Here is a 12,883-nt window from a genome sequence, read left to right on the forward strand (position 1 = left end):
GATGTACCCATTTTGGTTGGGCAATGCCAGTTAATCGCCCATAAAGGTTAAGCGTTATCACTTTGCTCTCGCTGAAGCTGCCATTAATTTATTCAACCGAGCCAGAGCTTTAGCCACAATATTCCCCTGCTCAGCAATGTTGTCGATAATCTGCTGAGGTGTACGGGTATCCATTTCCACCACCGCATGAGGGTTGACAGCTTTGAGGTCAAACACCGCAGCATCTATGTCAGCCGCTTTATTTTCCAACTCTTTAGCCGCTTTTTCCTTTTCGACAATCTGGTCACTAACCGCATCAAGTTTGGCTTTATTGGCCTTGTCTTTTTTCAGATGCTTGAGCTGTTCTTTCAGGTCAACCACCGTGGCTTTAATGCTGGCCGCTTCATCAAGCAAGGGTTGCATCGCTTCGCGAGCATTGGCGCGACGGTCGGCAAAGTCCACTGTCCATGAATAACGGCTGTTACCCTTTACTGAACCATGGTACCGCAACATACGCGCATAACTGGGGAAGGATTTGCCCGCATTGGCTTCATCGGCTTGCCAGTCAGCGGTAAGGATATTGGGCAACTGCGCATCGGGCAGCACACTGCCATCAGGGGCAAAACCGAAATGCGCCAGCGTTAATGGCGTTTTTTTACCAACCTTCACATGGGATAAGTCGTAGTACCAAATCTTCTTGGTTTTTTTGCCTTTGGTAAAAAACAGCAAGTTTGTTTTTACGCCCGCACCGGCAGTTGAAAATACGCCGCCGGGCAAACTCAAAATCGCCCACAAGTCACACTCATCTACCAGCTTGCGCTTTGTTTCAACAAAAGCACTTTCATTGGTGCGAAACAGTAAGCCCTCATCCAGAACAATAGCGCAGGTGCCATTAGGTGCTAACTCGGCCAGAATATCCTGCACAAACAACACCTGGGTCGCGCTGGATTCATAGGCAAAGTTTTTCTGCGCGTCTTTACCCTCTTTGCCGCCAAACGGCGGGTTGGTAAGGATTACGTCGAACTGTTTAGGTGCCTGTTCAAACAAGCCCGCGTAAGTGGCGCGGCGCGTCAATGAGTTGCCATGCCACAGGTTGGGCTGGTCGATGCCGTGTAACACCAGATTCGCCAAAGCGATGGGAAATACCAAATTCTCTTTTTCGCGACCAAAAAAAGTGTCGTGCTTTAGGGTATCCAAGTCGGTACTGGTGGGGCTCTGGCCCAGTTGGCGGGCGATGTGTTCGTATGCAATCGCTAAAAAGCCGCCGGTGCCGCAGCAGGGGTCATACACGGTTTGCCCCAGCTGCGGTTTCACCGTATGCACCATGGCGCGGATGACTTCACGCGGGGTAAAAAACTGGCCTCCGTCTGAGTTTTTCTCGCCCATTTTTAACAGCAAGTCTTCATACACCTGTGACAAGGTAAAGAAATGCTGATCGTCCACGTGATCAATATTGATCTCATGTACTTTGTCCAGAATATCGCGCAGGTTGGCTTCGCTATCCACGCGCACGCGCTCCACCGCCGTCATGGTGCGCCCCATAATACGCTGCTTGCGGCTGGCGGCCGGGTTGGGCAAACCCGTTTGCGGGTCTACATCCAAACTGTGCAGGTAGGGCAGTAATTCTTTATTGATAAAGTCGAACAACTTGCCATCACCTGCGGCAAACAGTTCCTGGCGCTTCCAACCGAACGGTTTGCCTTCCACTGTTTTGGGATGTTCCGGCTTCTCTGAGAAGGGGGCTGCCCAGTCTTGCCAGCGGTAGGGGCTGTTTAGCACAGGGGTAAAATTTGTACCCAATACCTCGGCCTCTTCACGGGCTTTGGCTTCTTGCGCATCGAGAATGCGCAAAAACAGAATCCAGGTGAGTTCTGGCACATATTGCAGGGCGCTCGCGCAATTGGAGCGGCGCATTACATCGCAGATGCTTTTCACAAAGCTGGAAAGTGATTGCGTAGAGGCGATTGCTTTTGGGGTTTTGGTGGTCTTTTGTTGGCGAGCCATGCGGGTTACTACTCTTTCTCAGTCAAATTTTTCTGGTTTTTGGTCAATTTCTTCTGCGCCGATTCCACTTGTTTAATGCTGGTTTCGGGGGTTGGCAGATCTTCAGGCATGGTGCCGCCCAGCTCTTCAATGGTTTGGCGCACTTTACGCCCTACATCAAAATGAGTTTTATTGGCTTGGCTTTTGTTCTTTACTTCATCGCGACGCAGTTTTTCTTCGGTTTGGGTAGCGCGGAATAAATTGGCAGCCAATTCGGTACTGCCCATGTGGTCGAGAATTTTCTGGCTCTTTTTTAGCCCCTTACGGGCGTGAATATCTTTATTGGCTAAACCGCCATACAGCCCCTTGTAGCCGTGGTCCTGAAAAATGGCGTAATCCAGCGGCGTTTCCACGCCTGAATCTTTCGCAGCGGCGGCCAACTGCTTGTTGTGCTCAGCTAGTTCATTGCGAATGGCGAGGCGTTTTTCATCTTCACTCAGCTGGGTAAATTTTTTGCTGTCTGCCAACTCTTGCCGACGGGTTTGCAGCGCAAAATAGGTTTGGCCATTGGCGATAACGGGTTTACTTGGGTCGCCGTTTTGCACGACCAAATAACAGGCATAGCGCGATAGGCGCACATTGGGCAGCTCGCGGCGCGCACCTGAGCCGATTTCGACCATTTCGAGGATATCCTCGAAATGGTCTTCCACCGCTTGGGCGCTGTTGCGGCAAGCTTCGCGCGCACGCTCCAATACCGGTAAAAAGTGCCGGTATTCCGAGTATTCCAACACCTTGGCCAGTTGGCGCGCAGGCCAGAATTCATTGCCGTTTTCATCCAGTGCTTTGATGCTTTCAAAGGTCGCGTGCTGGGGATGGGTACTTTGGCTCATGGTCACTCTCCTTGTGAGTTAAAGGCTTGGGCGAGAATGCGGGCGGGCAGTTTTTCGATATCTGCCAATGCCGCTTTGGTGGATTGTTCTAAGGCATCAATTTCGGCAAGTTTTTCTTTCAGCTTCTTAACAAGAATTTTTTGTTCAGCTTTACTGGGCAAAATAAGTGGAATGGAAGTAATAACCCCTTGAGAAATATTGCGCATTGAATCACTGGTGCCAGTAGCGAAGTGTTCAATGTGTTTGCGTGCCAGCGGGGCACGAAGCGCGTATAACAAATACTCCTTATAAGCTTTGCTTTCATCAATGGCAAGCCGGAGGGTTTTATCAGAAAGAAGTCGGAGCGGGTAATCTCTATCGACTAAAACAACAGCACCAACCAGCTCTTTGGTGTTCGCACGAGAAATAATAAAGTCCCCTTTGCTTACACGATGATGATCTTCTGGCTCGTAGTAATCATTGAGTGATTTGGCTTGTTCAGGTTGGAAGTTTGACCAACTAACCGCGCTCACTTTGAGCACACCAAGTTCATTGGGTTGGGCCAAAATTTCTGACGTCTGAAAACTTTTTCCTGCTTGAATACCGAGAATTACGTCACCCAGTAACGTTGGAGCGACGTTAACATTGTCAAAAGTTTCTGTGATGAGACGAGCACGCAACAAACGCGCATCGCTCAACTGCAACTGCACCGCCTGCCGCGCGGTTTCCACTTCGGCCAGTTGGGCTTTCAGGCGGGCTGCGATTTGGCGTTGTAACTGCAAGGTAGGAATAGATACCTCATGAGCTTCCATTGCCTCTTTTGTAAAATGCAGCATGGCTATTCCGTGTGCACCAGCCCGAATATCTTCAGTAATCCAAAGAAGCAGATAATATGCGAATTGTTTATCAAGCAATTCAGGTTTCGGTTTCACGTTCCAGATGTGATAGTGAAATATCGCCTGCTCGCCTCGCCAAATATATGGCCCAAATGTCGCCGACCAAGCAAAAAGAAGATCGCCGTCAACACAGTATTTCTCTTCATCGAGAGTCATGTCTGAGTAATACCAGTTTGACCCGCCATTCAAGTTTTGGATTCGAATGACTTGATATTTCCCATTAGGCAGAAGCTCATGTTGCTTATACGCACGCCCGTTGATTAGTGCGGCACACTCACCAAACTTGTAGATTTTCCAATCGGTTTGAAAAATATCTAATTTTCGAGCTTTCAAGAAAACAACCTCGCCTTAGCCTCATACATCACCTGCACTGGCACACCCACAGCACGTAAAGCATGTAAACCGCCGGCCAATTTAATCTCCGGTACTTCCCACAGGCTGGGGCTTTCCAGCGCATCGGTGCCGCCTTGGGCAAACTGGTGGCCGAAGCCTTTTAGCACAACCGCTGCTTTACCATCCATGCCATTAAACCAATCGGCGTTGTGGCTGATAAAAAGTTCGCCGCGCTCGGGGCGTTTAAGGGCGCGGGCGTGGTAGCCGTGGTGGCCAAAAAAATCGTAGAGATCAAAATCATTCATCTTGTCTATTTCGCGGATTACTTCCGGGCTGAAGTTGTCGCCCAGCAAATGATCAATTAATTGACGGCGCTTTTGGGTTTCAATCCATAGCGCGCGGAAATCGTCGAGGTTATGGGCTTCGCTCACTACCCGCTGAATCACTTCGCGGCGGTATTCATCCACCGGAATGGGTGTATCGCGGCCTTCGCGTTGCACAAGAATAAAACGGCCTTGCGGATTTACGACAACATACTGGCCTTGCATTTCAGCTACCGCTGGGCCGTTATCGCCACCACCTTCACCGTCGCCACCCTCGTTGTCACCGCCTTTGCTGCCGGAGCCTGGGCGCGGCGGTTTGGTAATAAAGTCGGTGCCGAATAACTGGGTTACATCGGTGTAGTCGTAGAGCCAGAATTTGTATTTTTGGGTTTCTTCGTGAATGCGCGTACCGCGCCCAACCATTTGGTAAAACTTGATGGGCGATTGCAGGTAGCGGAAAAACACCACGGCATTCAGGCGTTCGATATCTACACCCGCTTCCAATAAATCCACTGTGCAGGCAATAAAGGCGCGCTCGCCGGAACCGCGCATGGGTTCGATCATGTCGGAGCCGTTATTGGTGCCACCCATGCATTTAAAGGCGTAGTGGTCTTTGGGTGTTTGGCCTTGTGCTTTGCACCAATGCACATACAGGTTATTCATCTGCTGGGCCACGCGGTCGGCATGGATTTCGCGGGTGCAGAAGATAATGACTTTCTGTTCAGGCCCGCCGTTTTCGCACAGTAGTTTAAACAGGTCGGCGCACATCTTGGGCGTGCGCAGTTCGATAAACAGCTCGTTATCGAAATCTTTACCGGTGTATTCGTTTTTCGTGAGGTCGTCTTCGGTCAGTGGTAAGCCGGTTTTAATATCCTTCACACCCGCCTTGAGGATGTCCTCTTTGGTGAAGGTGGCGCTATCAATGCTGGCTTTGCGTTTAACAATTTCACAGGCGGCGAGGTAGCCGTCTTCTTGCGCTTGAATCAAAGTGTATTCGTATACCGGCTCACCGAAATATTGGCGGTTGTTAGCTGTGATTTCCTGATCTTCCTTGCTCGCGTGTTTGGATTCTTCCAGCTTGCGCGGTGTGGCGGTTAAGCCGATGTGAATAGCATTGGGGTTGCGTTTGAGCACTTCTGACCAGCGCCCCCAGGCGGAACGGTGGCATTCGTCAATAATAATCACGCTAAAAGCGTCTTCACCATAATGTTCAGACAGAAAGCTGGCGAAACCCTCATCGTCATCCAGCCCCAAGGTTTGATAGGTGGCAATATGAATGCGAGCATTGGCGGCGGCATTACTACCTTTCTCAGTGCGCACTATGCGGGCGTTATCGCCAAAGGCCGCTTTAAGTTTGCTGTAGGCTTGTTCACGTAATTCATCGCGATCACATAAAAATAATGCCGGTTTAGGTAACTGCCCTGCCTGACTCATTCGCCACAGCAGATTGGTGGCAATAATGGTTTTGCCAGCGCCAGTTGCAAGCGTGAGCAGTACCCGCGGTGCATTACCGGCTTGCTGATCGAGCAGGATTTTTTCAAAGGCGGCGCGGATGGCAGCATCTTGGTAGTAGCGCGATAGTGACCAAGCCGGACTGTCTGCCTGAAACAACATGGCGGCAGCAGGTTGGCTCAGATTGATGCCAGCGTCTTTGGCGTAGCGCGCCGTTAAGTCGGTATGAGGAGGAAAGTCTGCAAACGCAAAGGGGCCGCCCTGCAAACTGGTAATGCAATCAAACTCGCCATAGCGGTGACCATTGGTGGAAAACACGTACTTCACATCAAAGCGTTGGCAATCGGCATAGCCTTTGGCCTGTTGCATACCTTTGAGTGGATCTTCACTTTCTTTCTTGGCTTCGAGTACAGCAACCGGGAGCGGCTTGGGCATATCGCCCACCTTCACGCACAGCAAATAATCGGTGCGGCCAGGGCCTTTGCGGCGGCGGCCTTTAGCGCCGCTAGGTTCAACCGAAGCAGGCGTTAAAATGGTTTCGAGGGTGATGCGGTCTTTACTCACATAACCTTTTTTACGCAATACCGGGTCAATCAGGTGATAGCGGGTTTCCGCTTCATTCATGCTCATCAACTCCCCCCACTTTTTTGCATTGCGCCACTTAAATTGCTTCGCAGTCTACCCAGTTGAACCCCAATCGGCCAGTTAACAAATTCCATGCAAAAAAAAGCCCGGCGAGCCTGCGCTTGCCGGGCCAAGGGAACACCATGGAGTTAACGGGTGATATCAACTTGCCAAATACGGATGCCGCCGCCGCTGTCACCATTGCGGCTCATCAGGATAAATAACTCTGATACGGTCGGATCAGTAATGGTCGCTGTCAGGGTCGTTTTCGCTGGATTGCTGCAAGAAGTCCCTACTTTCCAGGTTTTTCCGGTTTGATCAACTATTGCCACCTGGCCATTTTGACAAGCGCCGGCAGCCGTTGCGCTGCCGTTGGAATAAGTAACCGTTAAAGTCACCGGGGTTGCCGCCGGAGTGAATGGCACAGAGATAAAGCGGGTCACACCTCCCGCCGTATTGAGCGCAGATGGGTTTACCTGAGTGCCGCCTTCAACGAAAGTGACTGGCGCCACAACTGTGTCATCTTTTGCCGAGGTGCCGTTGTAGTTAACGGCGTATTCGGTGCCGGCACTGTTCAGATGCAAGCGCAGACTTCCCGCCGTGGAGGAGTAGAACTTGATCCCCCCAATGGTGACCGGCGAGGCGGTCAGATTGAAGTTGGCATTGTTATTGGTCGCTGGCGCGGCCGCTACAGCGGATTGCAATTCCGTATAGGTTGGCAGCCAGCTGGTAGTCACAGGTACATATACAGAACTGGCGGAAGAGCTGGCTTCACTGCTGGATATGGCCGAGCTGGCTTCACTGCTGGCTTCAGAGCTAGCCACAGCGCTCGAACTGCTCTCGCTGCTGGCGGCGGCGCTGGAACTGCTGGCACTGCTCGACTCAGGCGCACTGCTGCTTGAAACCACTATGGCACTGCTCGCTGCTTCACTGGAACTCACTGCGCTGGACGAGCTGCTTGATGAGCTGCTCACGCCATAGTTCAAACAGTCGGTGGAATCCGCCGGCAGCGGGTTCCAGCCGGCGCTGGAGTTGTAAGCGGCAAACACCTGCGCGCGATTGCAGTAGCTGTTGATGATCTCGCCAAAGGACAACTGGTAGCTGGCACTGACGCGCTGGCTGACATCCAAAGTGGTGCCGCCCATATCCATGCTGCCGTACTCGCGCCAGCCGCTGGTGGCTGTGGCCGTCGCCGGGTTAGGCATAGGGTTGATGTTCCAACCGGCGGGATTGATATGCACATCCATTTTGGTGTTCACAAACACTATGTTGTCGAAGAAGCTCACGCTGCCGCCGCTGCGCGCCAACCAGGTAACGCCATCCGCCACTGTGTGACCGAGCGGGCCGGCGCCACGGGTAAGGCTGGAGTTGAGGAACACAAAGCCCTTATCCGCCGCCGATAGGGTGCGCGCCTGCAGGATATAGCCGCCGCTGCCATTGCCGCGAGAGTCGCCGAGGGTGCGAATCTCACTCTCTTCAAACAGCGCTGCGCGGTTATTGCCCCATATAAAGTCCACGTTACCGGCGATCAGGCTGCGGTAGAACCAGCTGTAGCCTTTCACCTGGATGGTGTCCTGCTCCGAAATAAAGGTCGCGTTAGTAGCAATCAGACGACCGGCATCGTTATTGAAGTAGATCACTTCTGCCTGGCCACCCGAGCCAATCAAGGTATCGTTTTTGAGGGTCAAACTGTCCAGCTTGAGCAAGTCCGAAGTTTCCACTAGGAACACGCTGCGACCACCCGCCGGCGAACCCGCCGCCTGGCTGGCGCCAGTCCCCGAATTGACGCCTTCGCTGTTGGTGTAGTGGATAACTACGCCGTTACGACTTTCACCCTGCAGCATGAGGTTGTTCTTACCGCGCAGGAACAACAGCTCGCGATAGTCGCCATTTTTCACGCTGATGGTCGCGGGGGTGTCTTTCGCCACCGTTTGCACCACATGGTTAATTGCGCCCTGAACCGTGCGGAAATCGGCGCTGCCAGTGTCATCCACAGTCACATCGCCGGTCGCGGGCGCCGCGGTTTTGGTGGTGAAGCTCCAACCCGCTGCCTTGCCCAGGCCCACAAAGGCTGTGCCATTCAGGCTGGCACCGGTCACTACGCCATCAGCAATGGCCACATAGTAAGCCGTGTTATAGGCTAACTTGGCGTTATCCAGCGCGATTGTGAGGGTATTTCCGCTGATTGAGAGTGGATTGGTCTTAACAATACGGTAGATGCCCTGACCGCTGTAGCCCAGGCTATCGGTATTGCCGGTCAGGGTGATGGTATCCACGATCGAGTCATCGCTGACCTTGAAGATACGGATGCGACCAGTGCTGCCCAATACCGGCGGCGCGTCAAAGGTGATCGACAGGCGCGTATCCACATAGGCATTGGCTTCCGCCACCGCCGGATCAACGCGCCCGCTCAGGTCATACGTCTGGCTCGGCTGGACGAACTGGGGCGCAATGGTGGCCAAAATTGTGTGGGTCTTGCTCGAGTCGGAACCGCTGGTGAGGGTGATACTGGCAGTGCCCGCACCCACCGGATTGAGGCTGACCTGATTGCCGCTGATGCTCACATCCACCACCGAGGTATCACTGGATACCGCAGTAAAAGTGTCGGTAGCGCCCAGGCTGTCTTTGGCGGTGACGGTGACTGCGTAAGGCAGGTCGCCCGCCTCTGCAGAGTAAGTGGTCGCTAGCGGCGAAACCGTGAACTGCACTGGTTTCACATCGGGATTGCCCACTTTCACATCGTCGATTTCAAAGGACTTGTTGGTGGTGTAAAGGCCGATCATACCGGCGTTGGCGAAGCTGGTATCTGTGCCGCTGATCACTGGCTGGCCATTGAGGTAGACCACAATGGAGCTGCCCTTCATTTCCATCCGCACTGTGTACCAGACGCCATCGGTGCCGCCAGTAGTGCCCTGCTCGATCGGGGTGTTGTAGCGCGCGAAAATGTTGTCGGTAAAGGTGCCCGCCACCATCTTGCCAATCGCCACACGGGTGCTGGTGGTAGAACCCTGCACGTTAAAGCCGGCGCCATACCAGTTATTGGCATCCTGAGCGCGCGCGATGAGGTAGAGCTGTTTGTTACCCGTTGTCGAATTGTTGCGCGGGCGGATTCTTGCCTCTACGTAATAATCACCACTGGTCACACCGGTAAAAGCCGCTGGTTTTACCAGTGCCAATACGCCACCTGCACTGGCGGCGGTATAGCGCAACATCTGGTTGCTGTTCTGGGTAAACAGATCAAATACCCCGGTGGGGCCTGCGACCGGCAACAGGTTCCAGTTACTGGCGCTTGAGGCAGCAAAGTCATCGCAGAAATACACATCCGCGCCACAGTTCATAACGATAGGAGCCTCTGAAGAAGAAGCCGACGATGAACTATTGCTGGAACCCGAGGAGCCACCACCTAAGGGGGCAGAAGACGCTGAACCACCGGCAACCGATGACGCGCTGCTACTTGAAGAAGGCGCAGGTTTGGTCAGGTTGGCGCAATCCGCACAGAGGCCGGCACCGGCCCCCGCGATAATTGCGTCGCGCAGACCGTTGGTGCCATCCAGGGTATAGCTGTAGTAGCTAGACGGCATCCAATAGGTCTGGGCTGAATTAAGTACCAGCGGTGTGGTTTGCGCAGCGGCATTGGCCACGGCGGCGGCCATGATATCTACCGGTGCACCGTTCAACAGGCTGCCGGTTTCGTAGAAGAGCGTGGAACAGTCGGCATCGGTATAGCTGGCCGCCTTACAGGCGTTGATCACACTGCTGGTGGCTTTGAAGCTGACACTGTAAAGGTTTTCCACCGTTGCCTGCACGCCATCGGTAGAGGCGGCTATCTCAAACACGTTGCTCTCGGCGTAAAGCTTGCCAAATTGACCGGTCGCCATACCTACACTGAAACCGTAGTGGCGATCCACGTCAGTTGGCTTGAGCTGGCCGTCATAAAGGTTGTTGTACAGATGCACCATGCCCATGCGCACGCGCGGCAAGCGCTGGGTCACATCTTTGAAGTAGTTGTGATGCATGGTCAGCTTAAGGAACTTGGGCCCGTTGTCCGCGGCGATGGTGTCCGAACTGCCCACCAGGTGGGTCTTGTCGTGATCGTGCACATAGTTGTAGGACAGGGTCACGTAGTTGGCGTTTTTGCTCACATCCACCGCGCCATCGTGATGCTGGACTTTCATTTCCGGCAGGTTGTAAGGCGCGGCAAATACCGGCGGATACAACTTGTCGTGGTTGGCACCATCGCTGAAGCTACAGTGGTCGATCCACACATGGGTCGCGCCATCGACGCTGATATTGTCGTAGAGCGAGTTCCAGCGGCCGCCGCTGTCGGTAGGGTCCCACTGCGGAAACATATCGAAGGCATCTTCGAAGTGGACGTTGCGAATGATGATGTTGTCGTAGGGAGGGCTCAGGCGCACATGGCCGCGCACAATCTTGGCGTTGTTGTTCTTGCCAATAATGGTGGTGTTGGAACCCACTTTAATCTGGACCACGGCTTTTTGCTTGTTAGAAGCGCAGACGCGTGCAGTTTCCAGATCGCCCGATACCGCCTTGGTGCCCCAGGCGCCATTGGGATCGTAGAAGTTTTTGTAGTCTTCGAAGTTGTAAGCCACCTTGATACTGGTGCCATCAATCGGGCAGATGTAATCCGCTTCGGTCTGCTCCATCAGCGCCTTGTTCATATTCAGATTTACGGTGCCATCGATATAGATAATTTTGGGCGTGGTATCCACAGTACCGGTAAAGCTGCCGTCGTTGTTGATTACCAAATTGGTATAGAGCGCCGCGAGCAATTCGTTGCGGTTAGTCACTGTATAAGTATGAGCAGCATCCGCCGTCACACCACCGGTGGTTCCTGCGTGACCAAGATTGTTAGTACCCACTGACGCCCAACCGTTAGCGGCGTCAAAGGCGCTTGGGGCGATGCTCGATTGGGCACTTGTAGATGCCACCACCGCTGCGGACGAAACCGCTTCAGAGGACGCCGCCGTGGAAGACGGCGCTACTACTGGCTCGCTGGACGCCGCGACTGAAGACGGAGTCACTGATGCAGCGACCGAAGAGGCCGGTACGGAAGACGCAACCACTTCCGATGTACTCGAGGCAGCGATGGACGAAGGTGTCACTGATGCTGCAACAGACGAAGCAGGTGTCGAAGATGCTACAACTACTGGTGTACTTGAGGCAGCAACCGAAGCCGCTACCGAAGACGGTGTCACTGATGCCGCAACAGACGAAGCAATCGATGAGGGCGCAAGGCTGGAAGTACTGCTCGACACAGCAGGCGTACTGCTCTGGCCAGATGAGCTGCTTGGCACCACCACCGGCGCTGAACTCTGTCCGGCGGAACTGCTGTTCTCTTCAATCGGCACACCGATTACCACCAGGGTATCGCGCAAATGGGTCAACGCCTGCTGCACTGACACTACCGAGGTGGTTACCGAACCGGAATTGGCGATCAGATTAGTCACCGCCGGCGAGGCCGCAAACTGAGTCAGGCTCAGGTTGAAATCCACTGGCGCCGCTGCCTGGGCTGCCGTAGGGCTAATAGTGATCCCGTTGGCCGGATTACCATCGGTATCCAGGGATTGCAGTAAACGGGCGATGTTCAACACGACGGGTGACGCCGGGTTCAGGGTCTGCGCCATATCCAGCGGCGTCACCGTACCCTTGGCAGGTACGGGCGGAAATACCAGATCGCCAATAAAGAAAGTCACTGTCTCGCCGGGCAAATAATTAAATTCGCCGCGCGCATTGGTTACGCCACTTTGGGTTTCAGTGCGATAGCCAATCCCCGCCACCAAAGCATCTACCAATACGCCCACTATCGGCGTTGGATTGGGGTTGGTCGCAGCACTGGACTGGGTTTGCGCAACACTCGATTGGGCCGGCGTTGAACTGGCCTCCACCGGTGCACTCGACTGGGTATTGCCCGTGGGCGTAGAACTGGTTGGTGAGCCGCCTTTTTTGGAATCACCGCCACAGGCGGACAACACCAAGGCCAGACTCAGAATCGTCAGCAATTGGGTCTTCATAGTGCTCTCTCTTATCGTTATTTTTGGCCTGCGCTACAACCGCAGACAAAACAACACCGCCAGACATGCCAGCGATGGCCTCTGGTATCGACGCGATAAGTGAAAACACTGCCAATCTAAACTTTATATTAGGTCTGCCGGCAACGCGGTCAGCCTGAGCTCAAGGCCCAAATTTTTAAAAACACTGAAACCAGCAGACCCGGATGGGGCGCTGTTGACCGTATAGCAATTTGCCGTTGGAAGTGAGGCTTGGGCCTCTTGGAATAATCAGGTTCAATTCTGCATTTGCGATAACGTTAATCTTATTGGCGCAAATCAGGATGCAGTTGCTTGGCCTGAACACGGGCTTTGCAGCAAAGCCGTGACCTTTCTTGTGAAGGCGCTCGCATTTT

Annotated in this window: 5 protein-coding genes; all 5 read right to left on the minus strand. The window is 53.5% G+C overall.

The features are described 5' to 3' along the window. Positions 1-57: 57 nt before the first annotated feature. Positions 58-1,983, minus strand: coding sequence for an N-6 DNA methylase (locus D0C16_RS16460; protein WP_151033361.1), 1,926 nt, complete (start codon positions 1,981-1,983; stop codon positions 58-60). 8 nt (positions 1,984-1,991) lie between these two features. Then, positions 1,992-2,852, minus strand: coding sequence for a DNA damage-inducible protein D (gene dinD, locus D0C16_RS16465; RefSeq protein WP_191968519.1), 861 nt, complete (start codon positions 2,850-2,852; stop codon positions 1,992-1,994). A gap of 2 nt (positions 2,853-2,854) precedes the next feature. Next, on the minus strand, positions 2,855-4,060 hold the full coding sequence (locus tag D0C16_RS16470) for a restriction endonuclease subunit S (protein ID WP_151033363.1): 1,206 nt from the start codon (positions 4,058-4,060) through the stop codon (positions 2,855-2,857). After that, entirely contained in the window at positions 4,057-6,459 is a 2,403-nt protein-coding gene (locus tag D0C16_RS16475; protein ID WP_225318725.1) for a DEAD/DEAH box helicase family protein, read from the minus strand. Before D0C16_RS16475 ends, D0C16_RS16470 begins: the two co-directional genes overlap by 4 nt. A 149-nt stretch (positions 6,460-6,608) precedes the next feature. After that, positions 6,609-12,491: a pectinesterase family protein gene (locus D0C16_RS16480; protein ID WP_191968520.1), complete on the minus strand. Its 5,883-nt coding sequence runs from the start codon at positions 12,489-12,491 to the stop codon at positions 6,609-6,611. Between the last annotated feature and the right edge of the window lie 392 nt (positions 12,492-12,883).

Origin of the sequence: Cellvibrio sp. KY-GH-1, from assembly GCF_008806975.1 — a bacterium.
Lineage (GTDB): Bacteria > Pseudomonadota > Gammaproteobacteria > Pseudomonadales > Cellvibrionaceae > Cellvibrio.

Coding starts and splice junctions, on each gene's coding strand:
- D0C16_RS16475 (WP_225318725.1), bottom strand. CDS start 6,459: ATGAATGAAGCGGAAACCCGCTATCACCTGATTGACCCGGTATTGCGT.
- D0C16_RS16460 (WP_151033361.1), bottom strand. CDS start 1,983: ATGGCTCGCCAACAAAAGACCACCAAAACCCCAAAAGCAATCGCCTCT.
- D0C16_RS16480 (WP_191968520.1), bottom strand. CDS start 12,491: ATGAAGACCCAATTGCTGACGATTCTGAGTCTGGCCTTGGTGTTGTCC.
- dinD (WP_191968519.1), bottom strand. CDS start 2,852: ATGAGCCAAAGTACCCATCCCCAGCACGCGACCTTTGAAAGCATCAAA.